The 26383-nt window shown below is 42.1% G+C and carries 24 protein-coding genes; 7 read left to right on the forward strand and 17 right to left on the reverse strand.

The features are described 5' to 3' along the window. Positions 1-7 precede the first annotated feature (7 nt). Positions 8-1897, forward strand: coding sequence for a DUF3857 domain-containing protein (locus DWW10_RS09730; RefSeq protein ID WP_022393135.1), 1890 nt, complete (start codon positions 8-10; stop codon positions 1895-1897). Positions 1898-1900: 3 nt separating this feature from the next. Here the strand turns inward: DWW10_RS09730 and DWW10_RS09735 are convergent, their stop codons facing one another. Continuing rightward, complete coding sequence (locus DWW10_RS09735) at positions 1901-4138, reverse strand: alpha-N-acetylglucosaminidase (RefSeq protein ID WP_409012357.1); 2238 nt, start codon at positions 4136-4138, stop codon at positions 1901-1903. A gap of 371 nt (positions 4139-4509) precedes the next feature. Here DWW10_RS09735 and DWW10_RS09740 point away from each other — a divergent pair, with 371 nt between their 5' ends. Then, the gene (locus DWW10_RS09740; RefSeq protein WP_022393137.1) at positions 4510-5013 is read left to right on the forward strand and encodes a DUF3836 domain-containing protein; all 504 of its coding nucleotides are present in this window, start codon (positions 4510-4512) and stop codon (positions 5011-5013) included. Positions 5014-5076: 63 nt separating this feature from the next. Here DWW10_RS09740 and DWW10_RS09745 read toward each other — a convergent pair whose 3' ends face one another. The 9 genes from DWW10_RS09745 to DWW10_RS09785 all read right to left on the reverse strand — a co-directional run bounded on the left by DWW10_RS09745 (position 5077) and on the right by DWW10_RS09785 (position 13555). After that, positions 5077-5472: an anti-sigma factor family protein gene (locus DWW10_RS09745; RefSeq protein WP_022393138.1), complete on the reverse strand. Its 396-nt coding sequence runs from the start codon at positions 5470-5472 to the stop codon at positions 5077-5079. Further along, entirely contained in the window at positions 5469-6665 is a 1197-nt protein-coding gene (locus tag DWW10_RS09750; RefSeq protein WP_022393139.1) for a hypothetical protein, read from the reverse strand. The genes DWW10_RS09745 and DWW10_RS09750 overlap by 4 nt, the downstream gene beginning before the upstream one ends. Beyond that, a complete protein-coding gene (locus tag DWW10_RS09755; RefSeq protein WP_022393140.1) occupies positions 6662-8143 on the reverse strand; it encodes a hypothetical protein in 1482 nt (493 codons plus the stop codon). Before DWW10_RS09755 ends, DWW10_RS09750 begins: the two co-directional genes overlap by 4 nt. Then, entirely contained in the window at positions 8140-9129 is a 990-nt protein-coding gene (locus DWW10_RS09760) for a hypothetical protein (RefSeq protein ID WP_022393141.1), read from the reverse strand. The genes DWW10_RS09755 and DWW10_RS09760 overlap by 4 nt, the downstream gene beginning before the upstream one ends. 14 nt (positions 9130-9143) lie before the next feature. Then, complete coding sequence (locus DWW10_RS09765; protein ID WP_022393142.1) at positions 9144-9812, reverse strand: hypothetical protein; 669 nt, start codon at positions 9810-9812, stop codon at positions 9144-9146. 13 nt (positions 9813-9825) lie between these two features. Beyond that, complete coding sequence (locus DWW10_RS09770; RefSeq protein WP_022393143.1) at positions 9826-10869, reverse strand: energy transducer TonB; 1044 nt, start codon at positions 10867-10869, stop codon at positions 9826-9828. A gap of 23 nt (positions 10870-10892) precedes the next feature. Then, a complete protein-coding gene (locus DWW10_RS09775) occupies positions 10893-11930 on the reverse strand; it encodes a carboxypeptidase regulatory-like domain-containing protein (protein WP_022393144.1) in 1038 nt (345 codons plus the stop codon). Between the two features lie 62 nt (positions 11931-11992). Beyond that, positions 11993-12892 carry a DUF5683 domain-containing protein gene (locus tag DWW10_RS09780; RefSeq protein ID WP_147350467.1) on the reverse strand — a complete coding sequence of 300 codons (900 nt, stop codon included), beginning with the start codon at positions 12890-12892 and terminating at the stop codon, positions 11993-11995. A gap of 15 nt (positions 12893-12907) precedes the next feature. Continuing rightward, positions 12908-13555 (reverse strand): hypothetical protein, encoded by a 648-nt coding sequence (locus DWW10_RS09785; RefSeq protein WP_022393146.1) that lies wholly within the window; start codon positions 13553-13555, stop codon positions 12908-12910. 1275 nt (positions 13556-14830) lie between these two features. Here DWW10_RS09785 and DWW10_RS09795 point away from each other — a divergent pair. Together DWW10_RS09795 and DWW10_RS09800 are read left to right on the forward strand one after the other, a co-directional pair. Beyond that, positions 14831-15526 carry a DUF6266 family protein gene (locus DWW10_RS09795; protein WP_022393149.1) on the forward strand — a complete coding sequence of 232 codons (696 nt, stop codon included), beginning with the start codon at positions 14831-14833 and terminating at the stop codon, positions 15524-15526. 214 nt (positions 15527-15740) lie between these two features. Next, a complete protein-coding gene (locus DWW10_RS09800; RefSeq protein WP_022393150.1) occupies positions 15741-16943 on the forward strand; it encodes an ATP-binding protein in 1203 nt (400 codons plus the stop codon). Between the two features lie 94 nt (positions 16944-17037). On the opposite strand, the gene miaB is transcribed toward DWW10_RS09800, so the two are convergent. Further along, the gene (gene miaB / locus DWW10_RS09805; RefSeq protein WP_022393151.1) at positions 17038-18408 is read right to left on the reverse strand and encodes a tRNA (N6-isopentenyl adenosine(37)-C2)-methylthiotransferase MiaB; all 1371 of its coding nucleotides are present in this window, start codon (positions 18406-18408) and stop codon (positions 17038-17040) included. Between the two features lie 325 nt (positions 18409-18733). Between miaB and DWW10_RS09810 the strand changes: the two genes are divergently transcribed. Together DWW10_RS09810 and DWW10_RS09815 are read left to right on the forward strand one after the other, a co-directional pair. Next, on the forward strand, positions 18734-19177 hold the full coding sequence (locus DWW10_RS09810; protein WP_022393152.1) for a hypothetical protein: 444 nt from the start codon (positions 18734-18736) through the stop codon (positions 19175-19177). A gap of 93 nt (positions 19178-19270) precedes the next feature. Then, positions 19271-20767, forward strand: coding sequence for a butyryl-CoA:acetate CoA transferase (locus tag DWW10_RS09815; protein ID WP_022393153.1), 1497 nt, complete (start codon positions 19271-19273; stop codon positions 20765-20767). A 71-nt stretch (positions 20768-20838) separates the two neighbouring features. On the opposite strand, the gene DWW10_RS26025 is transcribed toward DWW10_RS09815, so the two are convergent. The 5 genes from DWW10_RS26025 to DWW10_RS09835 all read right to left on the reverse strand — a co-directional run bounded on the left by DWW10_RS26025 (position 20839) and on the right by DWW10_RS09835 (position 24933). Further along, on the reverse strand, positions 20839-20991 hold the full coding sequence (locus DWW10_RS26025; protein ID WP_022393154.1) for a hypothetical protein: 153 nt from the start codon (positions 20989-20991) through the stop codon (positions 20839-20841). Positions 20992-21074: 83 nt separating this feature from the next. Then, positions 21075-22502 (reverse strand): D-alanyl-D-alanine carboxypeptidase/D-alanyl-D-alanine endopeptidase, encoded by a 1428-nt coding sequence (gene dacB, locus DWW10_RS09820; protein ID WP_022393155.1) that lies wholly within the window; start codon positions 22500-22502, stop codon positions 21075-21077. 10 nt (positions 22503-22512) lie between these two features. Beyond that, positions 22513-23871, reverse strand: coding sequence for a dihydrolipoyl dehydrogenase (gene lpdA / locus DWW10_RS09825; RefSeq protein WP_022393156.1), 1359 nt, complete (start codon positions 23869-23871; stop codon positions 22513-22515). 9 nt (positions 23872-23880) lie between these two features. Beyond that, positions 23881-24300 (reverse strand): hypothetical protein, encoded by a 420-nt coding sequence (locus DWW10_RS09830; protein WP_022393157.1) that lies wholly within the window; start codon positions 24298-24300, stop codon positions 23881-23883. 66 nt (positions 24301-24366) lie between these two features. Further along, positions 24367-24933 carry an ORF6N domain-containing protein gene (locus DWW10_RS09835; protein WP_022393158.1) on the reverse strand — a complete coding sequence of 189 codons (567 nt, stop codon included), beginning with the start codon at positions 24931-24933 and terminating at the stop codon, positions 24367-24369. Between the two features lie 173 nt (positions 24934-25106). On the opposite strand from DWW10_RS09835, the gene DWW10_RS09840 reads away from it, so the two are divergent. Beyond that, a complete protein-coding gene (locus DWW10_RS09840) occupies positions 25107-26060 on the forward strand; it encodes a hypothetical protein (RefSeq protein WP_022393159.1) in 954 nt (317 codons plus the stop codon). Here DWW10_RS09840 and DWW10_RS09845 read toward each other — a convergent pair. Further along, positions 26032-26376 carry a DUF4907 domain-containing protein gene (locus DWW10_RS09845; RefSeq protein ID WP_022393160.1) on the reverse strand — a complete coding sequence of 115 codons (345 nt, stop codon included), beginning with the start codon at positions 26374-26376 and terminating at the stop codon, positions 26032-26034. The two genes, DWW10_RS09840 and DWW10_RS09845, sit on opposite strands and share 29 nt — an antisense overlap. Between the last annotated feature and the right edge of the window lie 7 nt (positions 26377-26383).

Raw genomic sequence — 26383 nt, forward strand, 5'->3', positions numbered from 1 at the left:
GAGATTTATGAAAACAAACAAGTTCTTGATCGGATTTCTGTTACAAGCCGTCGTCTGTTCCGGTGGTCTGCACGCCCAAACAGACTTACATGCCAATGCTTATTCCATCATACAGGATGCCGTAACGGATATTGTATGTACCTCTCCCACCGATGCCATCCAGAAAGAGAAACGCGTAATACAAATACTGGATGGAAAAGGGAAAGGAGATGCCTCTTTTGTCTGTATGTGCGACCGCTTTTCCTCTTTAAAGAAGTTCTCCGGAGAAGTCCGTGATGCCTCCGGCAACGTCATCCGTAAGATAAAAAAGAGTGAGCTGAAAGTTACCGAATACTCGGATGAACTTGTTAGCGACGATTATTATTATTTCTTTGAATATACTCCGTCGCGATACCCTATAACCATCACCTATGAATGGGAAATAAAGAACAGCGACGGTCTTATCGGCTATCCCAGTTTCCTGCCACAAAAGAATTATAACCAATCCGTCGCACAAGCAAGTTATCGCATTCTCACTCCGGCCGATAATCCCTGCCGTTACCGTACAATCAATATGCAGGCAGAAGTCAGCCAACAACAAACAGCGGACGGAAACTGGCTGACGGAAGTTAAAGTTCAGTCCCTACCCGCCATTCAGAAAGAGCCTTACAGCCCTGCCCTCTCCGAACTATTGCCACGCATCTATTTCACTCCCCGGAATTTCTCTTTTGAAGGAACTAAAGGAAGTATGGATAACTGGCAAACATATGGCGCATGGCAATATCAGTTACTAAACGGCAGAGATCAGATTCCCCCGGCACTAAAAGAAGAACTACAAAGGCGGACAGCAAACTGCAATACCCCTTATGAAAAAATAGCCGCAGTATACCAGTATCTTGCATCCACTACACGTTATGTCAGTATACAGCTTGGTATCGGTGGCCTACAACCCATTGCCGCTACCGATGTACACCGTACCGGATTCGGTGATTGTAAAGGACTATCCAACTATATGCGTGCCATGCTTACAGAGTTAGGAATTCCATCCACTTATACTGTAATCAGTACTACAAACAGACGCCTGTTAGCCGATTTTGCCAGTGCCAACCAGAATAACCACGTCATCCTGCAAGTGCCGCTACCTAACGATACACTTTGGATCGAATGTACCAACCCTACTCTGCCCCTGGGTTATGTACATCACTCCATAGCCGGACATGATGCTTTACTTATCGGCCCCGGTGGCGGAACACTTTACCGACTACCGACCTATGCCGACTCCTTGAGCACCCAAGTCAACGACGCTCTCATCTCCCTTCAACCGGATGGAAGCGCCAAAATCGAAGTAAAACAAAGTTCACGCCTGTTTCAATATGAGGATAAAGCAGATATCATAAACATAGAACCCGCCCGGCAGAAAGACTGGCTACGCTCAGACATCAGTCTTGTACAAGCTAAAGTAGATAATATCCGTTTCAAAGAGACCAAACAAAAAGAGCCTCAACTGGATATTACTTACACCATCGAAAGCAGCCAGTATGGAAATAAAACCGGAAAGCGTCTGTTCATCCCCGTCAACATATTCCATAAAGGCTTCTATAGTCCAAGCAACCAAGGTGAGCGTACTCAAGATATTCAAATCAATTACGGATATCTTGATATAGACAGCCTTAACATCCGGTTACCGGAAGGATACGAAATAGAATCACTGCCTAAAACTACAAACATGGAGACTAAATTCGGCAAATTTCATTCTTCCATCACTTTAGAAGAAGATGGAAATATTCTTATTGTACACCGGCTATTGTTCCATCAAGGAAATTATCCCAAAGAAGATAATACAGATTTCATGGATTTCCGCAAAAATGTCGCTACACAATACGCAGCAAAAATCATAGTGAAAAAGAGCGGGGAGTAACAATTACTCCTCGCCAACATTTTCGTAAGTACGCTCTTCCTTTATTTCTTCCACACCCGAAAAATCCGTATAATATTCACGGGATAGTTTCAGATATTTATCAAATAAACGACGGGTAATAACGAGCTCATCTCCACGGGTAACAGGTGTTCGTGCCTTATCTGTCTGAACCACATAAGCCAATTCCCAATCCGCCAATTGATTATAAAAGTCATTCGCACGAAAATCCTCTCTGCCATAAGCCAGAGGCAACCCTTCTTCCTGATAGTCGGTACCTGCATCCAGATGCCCTTGCAACATTGTATAGAATTTCTGCCAGCGAGGCAAGTAATAGCCATTGATCAGCCCTGCCCACTCACGCCACGAATAGTCAAAAATACGCGGATCACCATCAGCCCCCCAAATGGTTACCAAAGAAGTCGCATCACGTTCCATCAAGTCTTTCTCCTCCTTTGTCTCTCCCCAACTACGAGCCTCCGTCAGCCATTTGTCAAAGCTATACTCACTTCGCGTATAAAGCAACTCATCCATATCACTCAATAACTCAAGAAAACGTCTCGAGTGCAAAGTGAAAGCTGCTCTATCTTTAGCAACAAATGCTTCTGCCGCCTTCTTGTGCACTAACTGCCCCAAGTTCGTCATCATTTGACGTTGTACATCTACAATATCGAAACGATAAGGTTTGGAAACAGCCAATCTATCAGCATCTTTCAAAAGTTGAGCCTGCGCCTGAATAACCAACATCGGTTCGTATGGAATGCCCAGTCCTGCATTTGGCCCGGACTTCTTTACATCCAATGCCGGACGGGCAGCTACAATAGAACTTCTTTCCGTCCCATTTGTACCCCGTCGATAAGGGCCTTCCAACAGATACATCCATGCTTTTTCGGCAGCAGCAGATCTCGCCCCATAGCGACGTTCGGCATAAGCAGCAAGCCACCCCTGTAAATGGATACTGTCAGTATGGTTAGGCATTTCAAAAGCCAGATCATAGTAAACAGGATTCTGTTCGATAGCCTCCATAAAAAGCCCGGAGCCACATACATTCGGATAATGTGCTTTTGCTTTCTTGTATTGATTGGAAGCAAGCAGCGCCAAGTCACCATGCATGTTGATACGTCCCCCGAAATTATGAAGATTACCGGCTATCACCGGATATCCCCAACCACCATTGGAAGCTGTTTTCGAACCATTCAAATCTAATATGAGTAAAGACTCCTTAGGAATTGCTTTCACAATATCTTCTCGCATACTCCACGCTTGCATCACCCATAAAGCTCCCGTATCAAATGTCTGGAAGAGCTTATGTATGGTCTGTCCCACGCTTTTTAAATATTCAGGTGTATCTACCGGAGGGGCACTCTCATGAAAAGGATCGGCAGCATATGCCCCGTAACTGCCGAACAACTTATCCTGTTCTTCCAGAAAAGCTAACCCCATCTCATGAAACAAAGGATCAGTCGGGTCCAGTTGAGCAGTACCATCGAAACCACACCATTTCCGTTTCATACTAATCTTAGCCTGCGGATACTTCTTCTGCAATTCCCGCGGTACATATCCCGAAAAACCTTGCTGAATAGGTTGCATACCCAATTCAAGTTGACGTGCCAGTATCTTTTTTCCCAAAGCCACATGTTTATCTATGACTGATTTGGGCAAAGGACCTCCATAGCTCTGAATATTCTGCATCCACTGCCATGCCGAGTGCCCTGGTCCGGTGAGAAAAGCACGAGCTTCCTCTTCCGTAAAGTTAAAGCGCAACAGTGTATTATACCATACCCCATCCAGTCCAACAGAAAACAGAGGCATATTGATAGCATTCATTGCCATATAATCCAACTCTTGCTGCCAACGTTCCCAATTCCACCATGCTGCAGTATAGCTCACTGTGCAATAGTTCATGTAAACGCGAAATTTACCATTAATAATTCTCCGTTCCTTATGTGCAGGTTGTGGAAGCTTTTCAGGTAACTCCAATTGGTTACCAAACCAAGATACATGTGCATGGCACGTATACTTCAGATACCAGTTAAAAGCAGTTGCCAAAGACACAGCATTATTTCCCCGCAGGATAATTTTCTGTCCGTCACCATCCACTTCATAGATATCATTTCCATTCTCAGACGGTATTATTTCCAACCGATATTGAGAAGCATAGCCCGGGGTAACCCGTTCTATCAAGTCATACACTGCCTTTTCCGACGAACCTGTAGCCCATGCCTGCAGGTTACTTAAACACATAAACAAAGTAATCAAATAGAAATTCTTCATAGCATATTATTTTGGTGACAAAAATAGCCACCTTACCAATAAAGAGTTATTGATTACGTACCAAATGTTTGAACTCATGTTTCAAAAAGAATAAATATTTCGATTTATTTCTGATCACTGTTCGATAATAAGCGGACAGTTGTCCGATAATGAACAGGTTGCACTCTTAAATAATCACTGATTATCAACACATTATCACTTTGGCACAGGAATTGATTTTTATTAAGCGAAAGCGATCAGCAAAAAAATAAAGATTAGCTGCCACTTTTCAGCAAGTAGTTCCGTCTAATAGATAAGAGCGAAAGCCAAATAGAATTAGTAACAATTAAAAAATAAAGATTATGAAAACTACAAGTTTATTTAAAGCAGTCGCATTGGTAGCTATTATGATAGCAAGTGTTCTTAACTCCGAAGTGAAAGCTCAGGATGGTTTCATAACAAATCAGGTGATGAACGGCGAATTGGTAGCATCAAAAACTATCTTCAAAAAAGATGGCTCTTACCTCCAACGCCACATGCAGTACACCTTTGTATACGATGATCAGAACCGTTTGATAAGCAAAGAGGCTTCCAAATGGGATGGCGCAAAAGATGAATGGGTACCCTATTTCAAAATGACTTACCAGTACAGCGATAATGAAATAATCATGAACTATGGTCGCTGGAACGAATCTCACAAAGCTTTTGATGAAGCAATTCAGAAAAGTGTATACGAACTGAATGATGCAAATATGCCTACGGCCTACAAAGCCTACAAGCAAGATAGCAAAAATAAATCAGACTGGACGCTGGTTAACCACAAACAGATGGACTTCACAACTAATCTATTGGCAATTGCAAAATGATAAATATAGAAATTAAAGTTAACAATTAGCTGGAAAGCACGGGCCGTGAGGCTCGTGCTTTTTTTATTGAGCCCCTTTCACTGATAGCGTATCCATGCGAATCGTATCCTGCGGAGTAATGCTATCTTTATCATTATATAAAACCGGAGGATTTATCTTCAGCTCATGAGAGCCATCCGGTGGAAATTGTTCTCCCCGCTGGGTAAAGAGATAATAATATGTTCCGCCTCCCATTAGTACACAAGCTACCGAGGCCGCCACTATCCAAATACGAAATGAAACATTCCGTCGTTCTTTCTTTCCAATAGAATGAACCATCAGGCGTAACCGGACCAACTCTTCCCTACATTTTTCACAATGCAACAAATGTTGTTGAAATTCCGTTTCCTCCTCCCTACTCATCCGATTTTGTACATATAGCCAGATATCAGAATGTTTATATCCACATTGTTCCTTCATTTCACATCCTCCTTTTCCACTACAAAAGGTACATATCCTTTACGTTTATACTCAATAATCAAATGAACCATTCTCTTTTTTAGATATTCTTTACCACGACTCACTGATTTCCGCAAACTATCCAACTTCCTCCCATCGGATATTCCATATAGTGTACAAGCTATTTCTTCATACCTCTTATTCTCCACATAGAGCATAGATATGGCTTGTACTATATCCTGCATACCTTCTACCAATTCATCATAAACCTTGTCATGCCCATAACTCAATATATCCGCCAAAGCACAACATACATCATATTCATTTTTCTCATTCACCTCCAGCAAATAAGCAAACCGTCCATCTATTTTTTCAGAACCAATCATAGCGAAATCCTGACCTTCCAAACACTGCCAGTCTTCATCTTCCAGCAGAATTTCTTCCGACCTTTTCTTTTCCGCCCTGAGCCATTCGCAAAACTTATTACGCCCGGTCATCTGCAATGAATGAAGCAAATGACACGCTGATGTAATCTGAGCCAATCTTCCACGCTCCAACTGTTCCTGAACGGAAATCACTGTCTCCATGCTGACTTCCTCTACTGCTTCCTGATCTTCTTTACTCTTCTCTACAATCAAAAAGCGGACAAAACGACGAATCAATCTCCAGATTTCTCCCCAAAATTCATCATCCTTAGCCAACAAGCGCTCATATAGCGATTCATACTTCAAAGGAAACAGAGAGCGCACACCCTCGATACAACTCTTCTCCAATTGCCCGGGAGAAGCGAATAATACACCACTACCACATATACCCTGATAGAATTTCGTAAAAAGGGCCGAAGAAAATTTGAAAGCAACCGTTCTTTCCTCCTCCATCTTCAATTCCTCGTCAATCGTGGCCTCTACATAACGTCTTTGAATAGCAGATAATGCATTCTGCGACAGCCTTCTTACCATTCGAAACATACAATGCTTCTCCGCTTTCCGACGGAAAAACTTCGCAAACCCTTTCCGGGAATACCAGTTATTCAGTAAATGTTCCTTCCACTCTCTAAATTCTTCCAAAGAACAGCCATTCGGCAGGAAAGCATTACGTTCACAAGATAACTCCCTCGCCACAGCCCGCCGATCTGTAACGAATCCACTATCCTCCAGCGCATAACGCTCGCACTCCTTCGTCACGATTTCTTCTATCAACTGATTATTCGTCATAATCTTATCACTTTAGGTTGTTTTGCTTTGCAGAAAGGCATCAGCAGTCCGGCTTTCGCATTCATGTAAGTAGGATCACATACAATGTACTTTTCTCCTTTCAAAGAAATATAAGCACCTTCCACCTCTTCTTTACCCATACAAACGGCAGTAGCCACATGCCCCGGATAATCAAGTAGTACCACTTCTTTGCCCCAAAGGCGTCTAACCAGATTAGCAAAAAGAATAGAACGATCCTCACAATCGCAAGCCGGATAATAAAAATTCTCTTCTATAAAGAATGGTTTCTCGTAGCCAAACTGTTCACGATCCGTCTGATAACGAAATCCTTTTTGTACCCATAAAAGCAGTTGGTCAAGTGCCTCTGCAAATGGCTTTTCCGCCAATTGAACAGAAAGGGAAGCCAGCAACTGTTTCATCAACTCATTGTCAGGAATCGCACGTGCATATATCGCCAGTTCGCAAAAAGGATATTCTTTATAGAACCGTATCTTATTCTGATTTACTTCTCCTTTCACTTCCAGACGGGCAGTCTTTATACAAAAAGCCTTTGGTTGCATAGGAAGTAATAGCTCCTTATGAATCATCAATGACAGGTAAGGTGTCTGAATCAACTTATCCGGCAACTGATAAGTAAATATACTTGAATACGATTTCAAATCTTTATCGGAAATCACATAATACGGGCGTCCATCTATCTCCAAATAGGAACAAGCATATACTTTCTCATGGATAGGCACCAATAGAACCAGAAAACGATCCATCCTGGCCAGACGTACATCGTAACCGGACTGTACTAAAAGAAAGTGCTGGAAGACCGTCCTGCAATCCTCACCTTGTAGCGTAGAGAGGTGGGTAGCCACTTTCTTCACCAACAAGAAATAGGCCCAATCATTCATCTGCATCTTTTCCTTATAGCAAAGCATATCTGCCAATAAAGAGGAAAAGCGACTACCAGCCATTTCCCTCCAAAGATTTCCCACAGATTGTTCTGTGACAGCAGGTAGATAAAAGGGACGACTTTGATAATGCAACCACAATTCTGCTCCAAAATAATCCAACTGCAGGGAGTCTGTTATTTGCCGTAAATTGACTTCTGTAGAAATCCCCTTCAAAATGTTTCGCTCCGCCTTTTCTTTTGCTGCAAGTGTTTCATCAATCAATTGTTCTGTCCCCACAAGCACCTCACGACAATCCTTTTCTTCCTGAGACAAGACAGGAGACAATGGCTTCGGAGTTTCATCAGGAGTCCTCCCTTGAAACAATCGATACTCTTTCCATGCTCTACTCAGGAACTCTATATATTCTGCATTGATCTCTTTTCGAAAATCAACATATTCGTTTTGCAACTCTTCCCGGAAATCTTTGAATTCATTTCCTACGGATGAGTCGTTACCTTGCGCAAATACCCTTACCGAAAGACAGGTAATAAAAAGCAAGGTCAACAGTATACGTCCCATTATATAGCTGTAAGTCATTCTTTAGAAGGTGGCCAATACGCTCTATATTTATCGTCTTCTGTTTCTGTAGGAGTCACATCCGGAGAACCGGATGAAACAGATGAATCAGGATCAGAAAGCCTTTCCAACATTATGATTTGAGCTGCCTTAACAAGTCGTCCGTTATAATCCCCTTTATGTTGCAAGATGGTTTTCAACTCCTCATCCGTACGTGTTCTCACCTGATTCAGGAATTCATCCGTTTGCTCCTGTACAGGTCTTTTCGTTGATACAGAAGTAGTAGAAGAACCTGATGAAGAACATAGCATTACAATTCCACCATAAATAAGCCAGAAAGTATGACCAATACCTACAGCCGCCAACACATATATTAAAATCGACAATATGATCAAGACAATATTATCAGACAAAGAATCAAATGAGGAAAAATCGGTAGAAAATGCAACAATAGGTGCTACAAAAAGACATATCCAACCTAATACACACCAAATAAGCGCTGTAAGAAAATACTTTCGATGACGTTTATGATGAGTACCAATAGTTGTCCAAGCAGAGAACTGCATCAGTAGGCCTGCCAGTAGAGACAATACTGCACCAACTCCCATTCCTAACCCAGTCAATCCGTCACTTCCGCCTTGTGTGGTCTTAAATAATAACCCCATTCCCGCAAGAACAGGCACCCATGCCGTATAAAATGACAGCCAGGGCAATCGCTTATTATACTGTACTATCGGATTGACTATACACAATACCAGAATGAAATATATAAATACCACAAATTGAGATACCGGCAGAAAGGAACTACCTGCATTCGCTTTAGTAATCAACTGAATCGCATCAAAAGCAGAATACGAAGTGTCAAAAGACATTCCAAACGGGCTTCGCCCACCTATCTGAAGTGTGACCCACGGTAAAAACAAACATATCAACAATATCACCGAACAGATGATCTCAACAATTTGAGATGCCGATCTACCTTGCAAATTTTCTTCTGTATTTTCCATATCTATATCAAAGATTAATTCATTCTTCTATGGCTAACAAACCATGAACATAATATAACAAGCAGCCCATAAACTAAAAATGGAACATGAACAGCTCCCAACAAGAACACCCCCAAAAGCAATCCTGATGAAGCCCAACTAAAGTGTAACCCGGCACAGCCAACTATACAGTAAACCACAACAATAATAATATATATTCGGTATCTTTTATAATACCACCCAAGATGTGTCCAAGCACTTATCATCATCAACATACTAATAACAGCAGTCAATATTGCACCTATACCGAGATGAGCACTGCTAACATTTCCGAGACGTGCATAAAGCCGTACAAAATAAAGCATATCATCCAAACGATAATGATATGCAAGAAGTACCGCAAAAGCCGAAAGAACACCCGCATAAAAAGAAAACCACGGAAGTCGGAAAAAGTATTGCATTATTATATTTGCCACACACATTATCGGAAAAAGATATAATAAATAACCGAAATTGCTGTAACCAAGCCAATAGTCACACAAATACCGATCCGCCCAATTAACAAAGCCAGTTCTACCCCAAAAAGAAAACGATTCAACACTCTCATTAAGAGAAAACTGAAACCAAGGCAAGAGCATGCACAACAATAATAATAGCGAACCGCTCATCTCTATAAGAGCTGCCAGCGATATGTTTTTTTTCATAATATCTCGAGAGTTAATGAAGTATTGTTTTTATATAACGAAATTCCTGCTTCGGGAAGAAGCGAAGTCCCACCTGTACATTCATTCTAGTAGGTTGTCCGTTTATAAGACCGGAATTCCATTTGGGCATCATATTCACAAGCCGCAAAGCCTCCTCATCCATACTTACTGAAACTCTACCTTTTAATTTCGCATTTAATATCTCTCCGTTTTCTGTGACAGTAAATTCTACAATGACTTCTCCATATCCGGCGGTGGCTATAGCAGGTTTTCTGGGATTGGCATTGTCAGCAAAGAATTTCTTCATAGCCGTCTGACCGCCGACAAATGCAGGATACCGGCTTGGCCCTGTTGCAGCAGGAGTTGAGGAGGCTGAAGCATTAGCTGTTTCGGGATAATAAGTGATGGTGCGTGTTTCATATAAAGTCTTCCTTTCGGTACTTACCTTATCACTGCCATTTTCAACGTACTCTGTAGTTTTCAGGCTTGCGGCCGCTTTGCGTTTAGTCCAATTACCATGAGTATCAACATCAATGTATTCATAAATATAGGTAAAAAGATAAGTTCCCATTTCGTCATAATGCCCAAGAGTCATTTTGCTTGGCAGCTGCTCTGAGCCCACATAAGTATATTTCTCTGTAGCCATTGCCGGCCACATCATATACTTAGATTCTATTAATCTTCCTTGATTGTCGAAGATATAATGTTCAGGACATTCCGGTTCTTGGATATCTGTTTCAAGACGTTTATTCTCGGCAAAAGTTATCTTATAAGAACCATGTCCATCTATCGAGTATTGAGATTGATTTGTATAGGAGTAAACATTTTCACTACCATCTTTCCATTTCTTACTGGTGATATTTCCCTGTTTATTAAATGTCATAGTCATTCCATCACCATCAGTCACAGTCCTGATATTGCCATATAAACCTTTAGCCCTCGATCCAGTCATCTGTTCGGGGGTTAATTTACCAGAACCTGCTGTAGAATTTTGTCCCATTAGAACCAAGGGCATCAAAGACAACAGCCCTACTAAAAAAAGAATTTGTTTTTTCATAATGTATAATTTTTATCATTTTATCACTTAATATCCTCAAAGGTAATCTGCTTGAGTTGAGGCTTCCACGGAGAAGTACTGGATATCTGAAGATCGAATCGCTTCAAATAAGCTGCCGCATCTTTCACGTTCTGCACAACAATCTTACACTTAGCAGATGTATTTTTCAAGAAAGTAACTGCGTTTCCATTGGTAACTTTATTGTCACCTACATAGAATGGCATATAAGTTCCCTGATACGAATTTCCTTTATCATCGACGCAAGTAGATTTTTCTACATTAAACCAAACTTGCCAATCGTCCCCACTGTTGGTCACGGTAAACTCGAACTCTACAGCATTGCCGTTCTTTATGCATTGCAGGAATGAAATATTCACTTTAGAATCACAAGAAGTGATATTCCCACAACTGCCGCCTTTACCTTCACCGCTTTCACCACCTCCGTCATTCGTCGTCACAGATACCTCGACAGGAATAGATTCTCCATCAGCTTCTACTATCAGATTGGTAGTGACATCTTTCGTTATCTTGCTGCGATTGATGTTAACCACCACTACACTGCCTTTGCCCGAAGCAGTAGTGCCACTGACAGGAGTGACGCTCAACCATGGATCCAATACGGAAACCGACCAGGATGCCGAACCGGATGTACCGATATTCTCAATAGTAAACGTCTTCGATGTGCTCTGTCCTGTGAAATTCAACGAACGGGCACTCAACTTGATTCTGGATTCACCACGACTTAAAACCATATCTCCTGACGCTTGCTCACCGGCAACCACATTGATGCGCTTCGTATTTGTCTTATATCCCGGCTTAGATATCTGAATAGTATATTGCCCCGGCTCCAAATCCAGAAACTCATAGCGTCCGTCACTACCGGTATTTGCAGTCTTTCCACCGGGATTAAGAGCTATATGACCGTCCTGTACCGGCTCGCCATTATCTGCATCATTCACAATACCATAAATAGTTCCTCTTGTTTCCACTTCATCCTTTGCACAGCCACATAATGTGATAATCAGTATCAGAAAAGAGAAAATATTCTTCAATTTTTTCATTTTCGTATTTATTTTTATTTGAGTTACAAGATTCATTTGAATTATAAGATAAGATTGATCGATTAAAACCGGAATGCCAGAGACATCCCATTACAATCTCCTGCCGACGGATAGACCGCCAAGCTAACAGCCTTGTGTGTGGTACTCCTCTTACGGCCATTAGCCACCAGAGCATCAATCAAATTGTAGACATACAAAGCCGCTGCCCCACCAATACACACATTGCGGACATTCTCCCAATTATCAGCTTTGGTATTATAAGTCTTCAAATGCTGGGGTTGCTCACGCATCTTCTTCACATACGAACTGCGCAGGTTTTCCGCTATCACAATACCGGTTACCAAGGCAACCTCTCCTCCCAATATGCAAGCTCCTTTCACTGTATTCCCTTTATAAAGCTGCCCCCAACCGGGCACAATCAGCGACCGCGCAAATCCCCTCATTCCATACTTCCGGCTAAACGACAGACGATCAAAGTCCGGATTCGCTTTATCAGCAACCCCATAAAGAGTATAGCAACGATAAACCCGCTCGCCATTCGGATAAACCACATATTCCCAGTATTCATCATATTTACAAGAAACCACCGTCACCCGCTCACCCTGTATATCATAAGAGAATTGATAATTTTCACTCTCGGATGATTTCCCGTTTTCCTGCTCGAAACCAATCTGGGCGACTGCTTGTTCGCTGATGCGATGTGTCCTTTTAATATAAGTAGAGAGATTCAGTAAGCAACTGTGCCTTGCATCCTGTAAGTTGTGGTGCTCTCCTTCCGTTATTTGGTAATGAAAAGTAGCATTGCCAGGCTTCGAAGTTTTATTTGCCAACCATGCCGGACGGAGTTTCTCAGAACGTTCCAGCACTCTCTGCGCACAAACACGCAAGGGAGCACAAGCTCCCACTACAATAAGCGTAATAAAGAGGATGCGACAGCCCCCTTTAAAAGAAATCATTTTCATAAGTCCCATCGTTGTTTATTCCATCTCACTATCAATAAACTTTTCTACGGATTTGGCATAATCATTACGTAGGTTCGACGCTTCCAACGCATCCTTGATAGCCTGTGAGCGTTTCTTTCGTGCCGACTGCTTATCCACCAGATAGTAAATTTCATAACTATTAAGCCCATCCATTCCTTTACGAATCAAGGCGAAACTCTCTTCCAACTCCCCTTTGATAGCCCCCTGAAACTTGCTGATGCAAGCCTCCTGAAAGCGGTTATACTCCGCAGGCATCTCCGCTCCTTCATCCACACCCATATCCCGCATAGCTTTTCCTCTCAGGTCTTGTCCCATTTTAGCAGCCATTTCCACACTTGCCGCGTTGAGAGCTGCCGCCCGGCAAACAGTCACCGAACGACAACCGGTAGATGTACCGATTACCTCATAAAGATCCGGATTTGCATCCATCTTTGCATAATGTTCACTGAGTTTCCCGCGTAGCGTGCGCGTACTTCCATGAATCTGCCAACCTGATTGCTCCAGTTGCTGTAACTTTTCATTTAGTTCGTCCGCCCGTGTGTAAGTTACCGAAGAAGCCTTTTTGGAACTGCCACAAGAAGTTAATAATGCAATGGCAAAGACTGTCAAAGCAACGGTGAGAAGTGTTTGTTTGTTCCTCATAATCCCTATCTTTTTTAATTGTTCTGTTCTGAATAAAGTGGTATAAAACGAGCCGTTTTTCTTGTATTCCTAACCAGAAATTTACCAGATCACACTAAAAAGAAAAAAGGCCAGCTTTTATACCACTCTTACTCTTATTTACTTTTTTCCATCCGGTAAATCTTATCCGTCTACATAACTATTGAACGAAACATTAAAAATGTGACAGCAACAACAAACTTTTTTTCATAGTCTTCTCCGAAAAAATAAAAAAAGGCGTGACGCTGTTCATACTTATCAAATAGTGAGGCTCTGGTAAACCCGAATACAAATAAGTAAAAAACAGTCCACGCCCTATGCTTTAACAAGGGTGTAAACATGTACTATACTTATTATTCCTGTATTCGAAAGAAAATTTACCAGATTTTCACTATCTAGAAATAATAATTATCACATTTATATAATCATGTCATCGAAGAGCATCCTCCCTACAGAGTTTACCTTCAATGATACAAAATTAATGTAAAATTTTAAAGAAAGGAATGAAAAGAGAAAAAATCACAAATATTTCTCCCATAAACAGCGCAATGGGCTAAGCAATCTTCCGGTTAAACTGATATTTACCCACTATCCGAACTTCACTTTACTCTAACAATTGACAGATAGCTTTATCTTACCAATGTTGTCTCCCTTCTATTCAATCATTAGTCTCTCAACTCCGTTTCATTTGAACCTCAAAAGTATTTTACCGTAACGATACTTTTCGTATCCTACACCGACAAATAGAAAAGTCATAGACGATAAAATTACCAATATTAACCCTCCCCGTACCAACTCCGTATCAAGTCCATACCAACTCCATACCAAGTCCAGTGCTCAAATCCTCGTATAGATACGGAGATGCCACGGAGTTGGTACGGCCCAGAAGAGAAATAGACCAAAATCGGATAAATACTAAACCATATCATTTCTATTCCCTAGTAAATATCCTTCAACTTCAGCACTATAATCATGTCAAATAAAGGTCATCTTAAAAATCACAAATAGTAAAGATAACAATTTAATTATAAATAGATTATAAATTTAAAAAGAAATTCATGAACGCTTATACCCAAAACAGAATGCCACAAAAGAAATTTTCCCATACCTTTGCCAACGCAACGAAAACAAAACACCGTTGCATACTGAACAACACGACGAAGATTGCTGCAGAAGTCTTTTAGCAAGTTCACACAGAAAAATTAATTATTTAAAACACAAAAAAATTAATTATTTAAAACACAAAAAAGAAAAATTATGGGAACAATTAAGCAAGGAATCCTCGGAGGATTCTCAGGAAAAGTAGGAACAGTAGTAGGAAGCACATGGAAGTCAATACACTACATGAGAGCATTGGCAGTAAGCATCAGTAATCCACGCACAGAAAAGCAGCAGAATCAACGATCTAAATTTGCAACAACTATCAATTTCGTAAAGACTATGACACCTTTCATTCGTTTTGGGTATAAAGAGTATTCCAGACAGCAATCGACATTCAATGCAGCTGTATCATATATTCTGAAACATGCAACGAAGAATGATGGAGAAAATGTATCGATTGATTACAACAAAGCTCTGGTGACACGCGGCAGTCTGATGCCCGCATTGGATGCTACAGTAACAGTAAGCGACAGTAAAGCCGCCTTCGTCTGGACAGACAATAGCGGAATGGGGGATGCAACCACCAAAGACGCAGCTATGCTACTGGCATACAACAAGGATAGAGAGATGGCCGTTTACGACATAGCGGCAGCCACACGCGCCGATGCCAAAGCAGAGCTGAAACTCCCCGCCAACTGGAACGACGATGCACTGGCCGTTTACCTCGGTTTTTGCAATGAAGATGTTACAAATGTCTCTAACAGCGTATGCCTGCAGGACACTCCGGCAAATGGAGGTTCCGAAGGTGGTGGCTCAGGCGATGGAGGCATAGAAGACGATCCGTTGGGATAAACTGACGGCAAGTAGCCGGAACTGAACCGGAACTGAAAAAGAGAAGGGAAGTTGAACGGGGATAAATTCTCCGGCAGCTTCCCTCTTTTATTGAAAAATAAGTTACGAAAGCTACATTTTCAATGAAAGTGTTATCTATAAAACACGTTTTTCTGAATAAAACGTGTTTTATAAAAAACATTTTCTACCTTTGCTTCTACAAAATTGTATCATTATGGAAATAACAGACATTTATATCAATTCATCACGTTTGGTCAATTCAGTTAGTTTGTCTCATATCCGCTACCTATATGACACCATAGATTGGTCATCACGAATGATTTGTGTAAAAGGTGCACGTGGCGTAGGAAAAACAACTTTAATGTTACAACGCATCAAAAAAGTATTTTCAAAAAGCGAACAAGCCATCTATATCTCTCTGGATGATTTATGGTTTACCGAACACCGACTTATAGATTTAGCAGAATACCACATCCTTCATGGTGGAACGCATTTGTTTGTTGATGAAGTGCATCGCTATCCATACAATAATTGGATACAAGAATTGAAAAATATATACGACCGCTATCCTGAATTACATATCATCTTCACAGGATCATCCTTGTTACAAATAGATTTTTCCATAGCAGATCTGTCTCGCAGATGCATATTCTATACACTACAAGGACTTTCATTCAGGGAATTCATTAAATTTGAAGACAAAGGAAATTTCCCATCCCTGACACTGGAAGATATACTGAAAGGGCATATAGACATCAGTGCCAACATCGTGTCAAAAGTTACCATAATTCCACTGTTCGAAGAGTATCTGCGGCATGGCTATTATCCTTTTTATAAAGAAGCACCGGCTTCCTATCCGCTCCGTTTACAGCAGGTTATCACTACAATCCTTGAAAACGACTTACCGGCAGTAGAAAAAGTGGAATATGTTTCTATCAGGAAAATGAAACGGCTGCTGGTGATTGTTTCACAAATGGTCCCGTTCACTCCCAATATGACTAAGGTAGGAGAAAGCATAGAAACGACCCGCCAGTCGGTAGCACGTATGTTTCAGATATTGGAACGGGCTGCATTGCTCATCATGCTCTATTCCGGTAAGAGCAATATGCAACAACTAGCCAAACCGGAAAAGGTATATTTGGAAAATACCAATCTGATGTATGCGCTCTCTGCAGCTTCCGATATTGGAAACGTCCGGGAGACTTTTTTTGCCAATCAATTGAAATCACGCCACGAAATAGCCTTCTCGGGACAAGGAGATTTTCGGATAGACGATACTTATACATTTGAAGTGGGAGGCAAAACAAAGACCTTTGAACAAATAAAAGACCTGCCCGACAGTTATCTGGCAATAGATGATGTAGAATATGGAACAGGAAAACGAATACCCCTCTGGTTATTTGGATTTTTATACTAAACAGCAATAGGGAAATTTTCTTTTCACTCGTACACCCGAGCTTTTCAGGACACGAGTGAAAAGATTATATATCAAGCAAATATATTCAAAGTAATTACTTCACCTCTTCTCCCTTCAGCGTCGCGGAACTGGCTTCGGTAATCTTTACCGTTACAAAATCACCAATACGGTGTGTACCACGGTCGAATACTACCACCCGATTTTGCTCCGTACGTCCTACAAGCTGTTCGCGGGAACGTTTGGAAATTCCTTCTACCAAGACTTCATAAGTCTTGCCGATGCAACGGGCATTAGACTCGGCAGAAAGACGATTCTGCAAAGCAATAATCTCATTCAACCGGCGTATCTTCACTTCTTCGGGCACATCATCCGGCAAATGCTTGGAAGCGTACGTACCCGGACGCTCGGAATATTTAAACATGAAAGCCGAATCGTAACCACATACTTCCATCAGGGAAAGGGAAAGCTGGTGATCTTCCTCCGTTTCGGAATGGAAACCGGAAAATATATCTGTGGACAAGCCACAATCAGGGATGATACGGTGAATAGCATCTACGCGGTCCAAATACCACTCGCGGGTATACTTGCGATTCATCAGCTTTAAGATACGGGAACTTCCACTCTGCACCGGCAGGTGGATATGCTTGCATACATTGGGAACTTGTGCAATGACTTCCAGCGTTTCGTCACTCATATCTTTAGGGTGCGAAGTAGTGAAACGGACACGCACTCCCGGCGCAGCCTCGGCTACAGTACGGAGCAACATAGGGAAAGATACAACCTCTCCATCCGGTTTCTCAAAACGGTAGGAATTTACGTTTTGCCCCAATAGGGTGACTTCCTTATAACCTTTAGCCACGAGGTCGGATACTTCGTTAAGGATGCTTTCCACATCACGACTACGCTCCCGCCCACGGGTATAGGGAACGATACAATACGTACAGAAGTTATTACATCCACGCATAATGGACACAAAACCTGAAATGTGGTTTCCACAAATGCGCGAAGGGATCACATCCCGATAAGTTTCGGTAGTAGAAAGCTCCACATTGATAGCTTTCTCGCCTGCCTCCACAGCTGCAACCAAATCAGGAAGAGTGAGATAAGCATCAGGCCCTACCACCAAGTCGACGTGATGATTCGTTATCAAATCATCCTTTACCCGCTCGGCCATGCACCCCAATACCCCCACTATCAGATTGCGTTTCTTCTTCTTGAGCGAATAGAAAAATTCCAAACGATTCAGGATTTTCTGTTCAGCATTGTCACGGATGGAACAAGTGTTCATAAACACCGCATCCGCTTCTTCCAACGTATCTGCCGTTGAGTATCCCACCATCTGCATCACAGAGGCAATTACTTCACTGTCTGCCACATTCATCTGACAGCCATAGGTTTCGATGAACAACTTCTTGTTGTCATCAGCAGTTGCAGATTTAAAGTCTGCTCCCGTTACATTTTCCATAATTTCTTTTTTTATTTCGACTGCAAAGATACGCCTTCGACACTAATTTACAGATGAAATGAGGAAAAATAACACTCAATAGTTAGAAAATGAGGCGTTTCTGATAATTAATGTTAAGAGACTAAACATTTTCGAGGTAGATGTTTGGCGTAAAGCGATTTATTTCACAAATTTGCGTAATGAAAGAAACATTAGATTTTTTCATAGTTAAGGTTTAGGTTAAAAAAAATAAGGGGAGCTGTGAAGCTGCCCTTTTTTCATGTCCAAAAATAGGCTGTAATTCAGATAATTTAGTTACCTTTGGCGGTGAAAAACTTAAATGAGTATGGATGGCATATTACAGTTTCTGTTAATCGCAGGCATAATCGTTATTGGAATTGTCAAGCAATTCAAGAAAGAAGCAAAAAAGAACGCTGACAGCAACCCCGCTATGCCCATGCCGGATACGGATTTTGACGATGACGCATTGCCCATTCCCGAAGGCTGGGGAGAGACTTATGGCGGATATATCCCCGAAGGTCCCCAACCAGAACCGAAGCCTGTTGCTACAGCAAAAGAAGAATACCAATTCTCTGCTTCAAAACATATTTTTGGAGGAGATTCTGCAAATACATCCCCCAAACCTGTCACGGCTCCGCCGAAACAGAAGACTTCTCCTCCTCCATCCATACAGCAAAAGCCCGAAACTGACTCCGAATATGCGATCCATTCGGCAGAAGAGGCACGAAAAGCTATTATCTGGTCGGAAATACTACAACGAAAGTATTAACAAACGGAGAGTTAAGAGTTGAAAATGAAGAGTTGAGAGTAATTCTTCCGGTAACTTACGAATTTTCACACAGAAAAAATAACTAAATACATTATGGCATTTAATTACATCTCGGCAGCGGAAGCTGCAAGCCTGATTAAACATGGCTACAACATCGGCTTGAGCGGATTTACTCCCGCAGGAACAGCCAAAGCCGTTACGGCTGAATTAGCAAAAATAGCAGAAGCAGAACATGCAAAAGGAAATCCCTTTCAGATAGGCATCTTTACCGGTGCTTCTACAGGTGACTCCTGCGACGGCGTACTTTCACGTGCCAAAGCTATCCGCTACCGTGCTCCTTACACAACTAATTCTGATTTCCGTAAAGCTGTGAACAGCGGAGAAATCGCTTATAACGACATCCACTTGTCACAGATGGCACAGGAAGTTCGTTACGGTTTCATGGGCAAAGTGAACATTGCCATCATCGAAGCTTGTGAAGTGACTCCCGATGGTAAAATCTACCTGACTGCAGCCGGTGGTATCGCTCCTACAGTTTGCCGCCTTGCCGACCAGATCATCGTGGAACTGAATGCTGCTCACAGCAAGAGTGCTATGGGTCTGCACGATGTATACGAACCGCTTGATCCGCCTTACCGCCGCGAAATTCCTATCTACAAACCGAGCGATCGCATCGGTCAGCCGTATATTCAGGTAGACCCGAAAAAAATTGTAGGTATAGTAGAAACCAACTGGCCGGATGAAGCACGCGGCTTTGCTGATGCCGATCCGTTGACTGACAAGATTGGCCAGAATGTAGCCGACTTCCTGGCTGCGGACATGAAGCGTGGTATTATCCCGTCAACATTCTTACCGCTGCAATCCGGTGTAGGTAACATTGCCAACGCTGTGCTCGGCGCACTGGGACGCGATAAAACGATTCCGGCATTCGAAATGTACACAGAAGTGATTCAGAACTCCGTAATCGGACTGATTCGCGATGGTCGTGTGAAATTCGGTAGCGCTTGCTCACTAACTGTAACTAACGACTGCCTGCAAGGCATTTATGACGATATGGATTTCTTCCGTGATAAACTGGTACTCCGTCCGTCGGAAATCTCCAACAATCCCGAAGTCGTTCGCCGTTTAGGAGTTATCTCCATCAACACAGCTATCGAGGCTGACCTCTACGGAAACGTTAACTCTACGCATATCGGCGGTACGAAGATGATGAATGGTATCGGTGGAAGTGGTGACTTCACACGTAATGCTTATATCTCCATCTTTACTTGTCCGTCCGTTGCCAAGGAAGGCAAAATCAGTGCTATTGTTCCGATGGTATCTCACCATGACCACACAGAGCATGACGTCAACATCATCATTACCGAACAAGGTGTTGCTGACTTGCGTGGCAAGAGTCCGAAAGAACGCGCACAGGCAATCATTGAAAACTGCGTTCACCCGGATTACAAGAATATCCTCTGGGATTACCTGAAACTAACCGATGGTAAGTCTCAGACTCCGCAAGCTGCACGTGCTGCACTGGCTATGCATGCAGAACTTGCCAAAAGCGGAAATATGCAAAACGTAGACTGGGCACAGTACAAGTAAATGCTTTAAAAAAACGGGGGCTTGCTACCATACAAATAGCAAGCCCCCGTTTATATTTTCTACAAAAGTCATTATGCAGCAATCCAACTGCCCAACATTTTTCCTACATTATACATAATACAAAAAAAGAAAGCAACAATACCTATATAGACCAACCAACGAGTAAATTCATTTCCCATAAGCTTTTGCCAAACACTCCTCAATACATCAATCATTCCTTTCATTTTAATTGTATTTCTTATTTGTTATACTGTCGTTTCCTATATCAGTCGAAACCCTTACAAATTAATCACATTAATAACCTACTTTATCTTCCTCTAATCACTTCATCGCATACCGCATCCTGGAAAGCACGCGCCTTAGCTCCCGAAAGAACATTTTGATTCATAATGGCAAAAGCAACCTCATGTCCGTTTGCCATACGCAAATAACCCGCCAGACAATTAATAGCTGTAAAAGAACCTGTCTTGGCATGTACATTCTTATAAGAAGGAGTTCCGCGTTTCATACGATACTTTAATGTTCCATCTACTCCACCAATAGGCAAAGCCTTATATAATTTCTGAAAAACATCCGTACGGGAATAGGCAAACTTCAAAAAAGAAACCAGCAGGTCCGGAGAAATATAGTTATAATTAGAAAGTCCGCAACCATCCGCCAGATTATAGCGACCAACGTCCTCACCCAAAGCTTTTACTTGTTTACGGATAGCAGAGAGTCCGTCTTCATCCGAAATCCTCTTCTTTCCGGTGCTTTGTGCACCCAGGCGACAAAGCAAAGCCTGCGCATTCAGATTATCACTTTCTTTCATTATCTCATTGACAACATCCTGGGTAGAGGTTTCAAACAAGGCCATTTGTACCGAAGTACTATCTTTCAGCAATTCATTAAAAGAATAGTCGTCAGGACAACTGATACCTTTTGCCCGCAAACGCTCAAGAAAGGTATGCATAAAGAAATCCTGGGAGGAATAGATATTAACCGTACCTATCCGCTTACTTTCCACATTTCCTTTTGCAACTACGTTGTTACCATTCTGTAGCCAATCACGGGAAACCCCGAAACGCCCGGCAGCAGGAGTACGGGATTTGGTTTCATTCGTTACGGTATAATAAGAAGAGGCAGGAACACAATCGAGACTTGCCAAGTGACCCCTTTCGCCGGGAGAAGCCGTAACAGTGACCAGACCTTTATTCAGCATCAATGGCGAAAGATAAGGTTGATAGGAGGCAGGTGTATCATCCCAAGCCCAACCGCTTCCCCAATAAATGGAGTCTTTCATAGAAACATCTCCATATACATGGCCCGATATCACCGAGAATGGGAAACGACTTACCGCATTTACCAATGAATCCAGAGCTTCATCATCAAATTCAGGGTCATATCCACCCACAACATACAAATCACCTTTCAGCGTATCTTGTTCAATCACTCCCTGATACCATACTTCTGTTTTAAAAGGATCATCCGCATCCGGATGGGCAAGGGCGGTAATAGTAGTCAGCAGTTTCATAGTAGAAGCCGGACGAGAGAGCTTATCCGCCTGATAAGTGTATAAATACTTCCCGTCAGTCAGGTCGTATATGGATATGCCAACGTTGGAGCCGACAGGAAGTTGATATTTAATCAAGGTATCCAGACGGGAAGAGAGGCCCTTAACAGCCGTGTTTTGTCCCCATACGGTTACAGGAATAAACAAGAGGGAAAGAACAAGAGACAACAGATATTTTTTCATGTTTATCGAGTTACAACGCTTCTTTAAAAATCTCTGAAACCGTGGGATGCGGGAATACTATTTTCTTCCAGGCTTCGGTAGTCAGTTTCAGTTCGATAGCCATACCTGCCAGAGTGATAATTTCAGAAGCCGGATTACCCAGTATGTGTGCTCCTAATATGGTCTCATCATCTGCTATCAGAAGTTTACAAACTCCGTTCACTCCTTCGTTCTCAGCAACAAAACGACCGGAATAAGCCATCGGAAGTTTTACAACGCGGTAATTAACACCTTTCATTTGCAGACTTTCTTCCGTCTGCCCTACTCCCGCAATCTCCGGATTGGTATATACTACGCCGGGAATTGCCCAATAACTCATGACGTCTTTCTTGCCAAGTATCGTATGCACAGCTACTTCTGCCTCACGGACGGCTGTATGTGCCAGTAAAGAATAACCAGTCAGATCACCACATACATATACTCCCGGAGCAGAGGCTTGCATCTGTTCGTTTGTACAGATATTCCCTCGTTCCGTTCTTCTTAATTCCAGATTCTCCAACCCAAAACCTTTCGTTACCGGACGGCGACCTACACTCATCAATAATTTCCCGGCAAGCACGCTGCCTGTGCCTTCTGCATTCTCATAATTAACCTGTACTTGTGGCTTCCCGTCTTCGGAAGAAGCCTCAGCAAGAGATACGACCTTCGTACTAAGCATAAACTTGATTCCACGTTTTGCATATTCCGCACGCAGAAGAGCAGAAAGCTCTTTATCCATGCCTCCCAGGATTTCATCAAGCATTTCGATTACAGTGACCTGTACGCCCAGGCTATTAAAGAAGGAGGCAAACTCTATACCGATTACTCCACCACCAATAATGGCAAGTGAAGCGGGAAGTTCCTTATTGTCTAAAGCATCGCGGTGCGTCCAGAAAGGTACAGTATCCACTCCGGGAATAGGAGGGACGAATGTTTCCGAACCGGTGCATAAAATCAGATTCTCACACTCATAAGTCTCACCGCCACACTGCACAGTATTCTCATTGATGATGGTAGCTTCTCCCTGCACGATATTCACTCCGTGGGCAGTCAGTTTACCTTTAACACCCAACACCAGTTTACGCACCACTTTCTGTTTACGGGCAATTATCTTCGGCAAATCAAATGAAACTTCGGAAACAGTGACTGCATATTTGGAAGCATGACGCGCAGCATCATACGTTTTTGCCGAATACAATAAAGTCTTGGTAGGGATGCAGCCTTCATTCAGACAGACTCCACCTAAACTTTGCTTTTCAAACAACACTACGCTTAGTCCGGCTTTCCCGGCAGCTTCGGCAGCAGTATATCCCGCAGGACCTCCACCGATAATGGCAACTTGGTATTTCATAGTTTCTATTTATTTATAGGTATATTGCAACTCAAGACCAGGATTCTTTTCTTTAAGTGCGGCTATCAGTCCTTCCGGGTCAGCAGGAGTAATCGGGAAAAAGCCTTTCTTCAATCCATTTTGATACCTGACCACCATCTGGCGGACGCGCCATTGCCACCCTTTGGCAGACGGGTTATAGAGGATACAGTTCACTCCGGTCGCCTTCTGAGATATACCGAACACTGTCTTCACCCAAAGGTCTCCATTTTCTTTAATGATATATTTCCTTTGGTAATTACTAATCAGGAAAGGAATAGCCACAATGAATCCACATAAGACAGACGCCTCTTTCAGCAACAGGTATGTACCGCACATAAAAGTAAGAACAAATACTATTACCCATTTTTCAGTAGTAGTCATACCTTTGGATTTGAATATTTTTTCCATATATACAAGGGTTATTTGTAAACTGCCTGCAAGTTAATAAAAACCTCTCTTATCTGCACAAAAGAATTATCCTTTCTTTATCTTTTTCACCGTACGCTTCATCTTTAAAGCATATAAATTCAGTTCTATCGAAGATTCGGTTTCTGTTGTATCTCCCTTCTCTTCTACAGACAATAATTCGTGAAGTAACTCGCTACTGCGTTGGGTCAATGTTTTCTGTTTATCTTCATCGACCTCTGTTGACAAGATATTTAAATTACGAGAGAGTTCCCTTAAATGAGCAAAAGACTCTATAATGGCAAGAGTCGTAGCCGTAGCACGAGGACTTTTCAAAACAGTGGCAAGCATATAAAGACCTTTTTCGGTGAAGGCTTTAGGCTCCATTGTAGCATGCTTTAATGTTTTGAACCGGTCGAAATTTTCGACCAGTTCCTGTTTTTCAGACACTTGCAAAGGAACGAGATACCCTTCTGGGAATTTATCCGGATTATTCCTCACCGCTTCATTCACCCGCTTCGTTTCTACTCCATACAGCATTGCCACATCTCTGTCCAGCAAAACTTTCTGTCCTCTCAGTTCTATTAAGCATGCTTCTATTTCCTGCTCTCTGATTACTTGTAATTCGTTTTCCATACTTTATATGTATTTTGTTGATTTAAAGACCTACAAGGTACAACTAATATTCTACAAAAAGTACCACCCCTTATCTTTTTCTTACTAAAAAAACATACCTTTGTTTGCAGTATTTTCCAATAAAAATACGTCTATAAACAAAAGCTATTTTAAACTAACGAAACTAGAAATACATGAAACGAATGAACGTGCTCCAAATGCTAATATTCTCCATTGTCATTCTTTTCTGCGGAACAGCCTGTGATAATGAAAATGATGAACGTTTCTCTTCTACAGAAGAATTTACTGTTGAAGGTGATGCAAACTCCATAGAGATCCCGATGACCAGAACCAACTGGATTGTAGCTTCCGTTATGTATCCGGACGGAGGCATCATGACAGATGAGAACGGATATCCCCTGAAGTTGGAGGGTATGGGCACCGTACGCTTTCATTGGGGCAGCATCACCCGCGACAAAGCGAAATCCCTTATTATACACCTGAATGACAACTTTGCGGGAGAAGAACGCAGATTAATTATCAAACTGAGTACCGAACAAGGGCTTTACTCAGAGCAAATATTCATCCAGCAGAAGGTATGCACCAATTACTATCAGATAGAATCCATCTCTTACTATCTGGATGAATTTGATGGAGTAAGAGAAGCCGGAACAGAACCTTGGGGAATTACTTGGATAGACAGAACCGGTAGTGGAGAAGGAATAAAGAAAACCACCGTTTATCCTTTCTACAATGCTTTTACTGAGTATTACTTCGGCACCAACACCGGCGAATATCCCAAGGAATGGATGAATCCCGAAGGAAAAAGCCGCCTTGTGGATATGCCGGGAAGTATTGTAGACGGACAGATCATTCTCGAACAAGAGAAGCAGATATACACCGACAGAGGAATGTACAGAGGTGAATTAAAAGATATTAGCTTCGAAAAGGATCTGGTCAGTATGAAACAAAACAGGTATTATGCTGATGTTTATTATAAAGCCTTGCAAGTTAGTTACACCATGACCTTGTCAAGGCCCGGCAGTGACACAAAGAAAATCATTACAGGGAAACTACTAAAGAAATACCCTTATGATTGTTCGCCTATACAACATGCGGTCAGCGACCTGCCACCGGAAGATGCATAGACGGTAAGTTTTCAACAATCTCCTCCCTGCTTACGGTAGGAGGTTGCTTTTCCGCTAACTTGCGACACACCAATCTACCTATTTTCAAAGCATCTTCCTCTGATGCAAAAGTTATCTTCTCACCTATGGCAGGTATATAAGGTTGATAAATCAGTGTATCTGTCCCGTAAACCACTACATATCCATATCCCCCCTTTACTTGCATAGAGCGGCAGGATAACTTTTCTCCGGCAGCATTCGTGCAGCCGAAGAAACAAGAAAGGCATACTGCCACAAGGGACAGTACACCAATCTTCACAATAAACACTAGCTTCATAAATCAC

This window comes from Bacteroides intestinalis (assembly GCF_003464595.1).
GTDB classification, from domain to species: Bacteria; Bacteroidota; Bacteroidia; order Bacteroidales; family Bacteroidaceae; genus Bacteroides; species Bacteroides intestinalis_A.

Excerpts from the sequence above, each read along its gene's own strand:
- DWW10_RS09765 (WP_022393142.1), bottom strand. The coding sequence starts at position 9,812 with ATGAAAAAAAACATATCGCTGGCAGCTCTTATAGAGATGAGCGGTTCG.
- DWW10_RS09730 (WP_022393135.1), top strand. The coding sequence starts at position 8 with ATGAAAACAAACAAGTTCTTGATCGGATTTCTGTTACAAGCCGTCGTC.
- DWW10_RS09785 (WP_022393146.1), bottom strand. The coding sequence starts at position 13,555 with ATGAGGAACAAACAAACACTTCTCACCGTTGCTTTGACAGTCTTTGCC.
- dacB (WP_022393155.1), bottom strand. The coding sequence starts at position 22,502 with ATGAAAAAATATCTGTTGTCTCTTGTTCTTTCCCTCTTGTTTATTCCT.
- DWW10_RS09830 (WP_022393157.1), bottom strand. The coding sequence starts at position 24,300 with ATGGAAAAAATATTCAAATCCAAAGGTATGACTACTACTGAAAAATGG.
- DWW10_RS09795 (WP_022393149.1), top strand. The coding sequence starts at position 14,831 with ATGGGAACAATTAAGCAAGGAATCCTCGGAGGATTCTCAGGAAAAGTA.
- DWW10_RS09810 (WP_022393152.1), top strand. The coding sequence starts at position 18,734 with ATGGATGGCATATTACAGTTTCTGTTAATCGCAGGCATAATCGTTATT.
- DWW10_RS09800 (WP_022393150.1), top strand. The coding sequence starts at position 15,741 with ATGGAAATAACAGACATTTATATCAATTCATCACGTTTGGTCAATTCA.
- DWW10_RS09740 (WP_022393137.1), top strand. The coding sequence starts at position 4,510 with ATGAAAACTACAAGTTTATTTAAAGCAGTCGCATTGGTAGCTATTATG.
- DWW10_RS09845 (WP_022393160.1), bottom strand. The coding sequence starts at position 26,376 with ATGAAGCTAGTGTTTATTGTGAAGATTGGTGTACTGTCCCTTGTGGCA.
- DWW10_RS09735 (WP_409012357.1), bottom strand. The coding sequence starts at position 4,138 with ATGTGTTTAAGTAACCTGCAGGCATGGGCTACAGGTTCGTCGGAAAAG.
- DWW10_RS09760 (WP_022393141.1), bottom strand. The coding sequence starts at position 9,129 with ATGGAAAATACAGAAGAAAATTTGCAAGGTAGATCGGCATCTCAAATT.
- DWW10_RS09815 (WP_022393153.1), top strand. The coding sequence starts at position 19,271 with ATGGCATTTAATTACATCTCGGCAGCGGAAGCTGCAAGCCTGATTAAA.
- miaB (WP_022393151.1), bottom strand. The coding sequence starts at position 18,408 with ATGGAAAATGTAACGGGAGCAGACTTTAAATCTGCAACTGCTGATGAC.
- DWW10_RS26025 (WP_022393154.1), bottom strand. The coding sequence starts at position 20,991 with ATGAAAGGAATGATTGATGTATTGAGGAGTGTTTGGCAAAAGCTTATG.
- DWW10_RS09775 (WP_022393144.1), bottom strand. The coding sequence starts at position 11,930 with ATGAAAAAATTGAAGAATATTTTCTCTTTTCTGATACTGATTATCACA.
- DWW10_RS09745 (WP_022393138.1), bottom strand. The coding sequence starts at position 5,472 with ATGAAGGAACAATGTGGATATAAACATTCTGATATCTGGCTATATGTA.
- DWW10_RS09840 (WP_022393159.1), top strand. The coding sequence starts at position 25,107 with ATGAAACGAATGAACGTGCTCCAAATGCTAATATTCTCCATTGTCATT.
- DWW10_RS09755 (WP_022393140.1), bottom strand. The coding sequence starts at position 8,143 with ATGACTTACAGCTATATAATGGGACGTATACTGTTGACCTTGCTTTTT.
- DWW10_RS09750 (WP_022393139.1), bottom strand. The coding sequence starts at position 6,665 with ATGACGAATAATCAGTTGATAGAAGAAATCGTGACGAAGGAGTGCGAG.
- DWW10_RS09780 (WP_147350467.1), bottom strand. The coding sequence starts at position 12,892 with ATGAAAATGATTTCTTTTAAAGGGGGCTGTCGCATCCTCTTTATTACG.
- DWW10_RS09770 (WP_022393143.1), bottom strand. The coding sequence starts at position 10,869 with ATGAAAAAACAAATTCTTTTTTTAGTAGGGCTGTTGTCTTTGATGCCC.
- lpdA (WP_022393156.1), bottom strand. The coding sequence starts at position 23,871 with ATGAAATACCAAGTTGCCATTATCGGTGGAGGTCCTGCGGGATATACT.
- DWW10_RS09835 (WP_022393158.1), bottom strand. The coding sequence starts at position 24,933 with ATGGAAAACGAATTACAAGTAATCAGAGAGCAGGAAATAGAAGCATGC.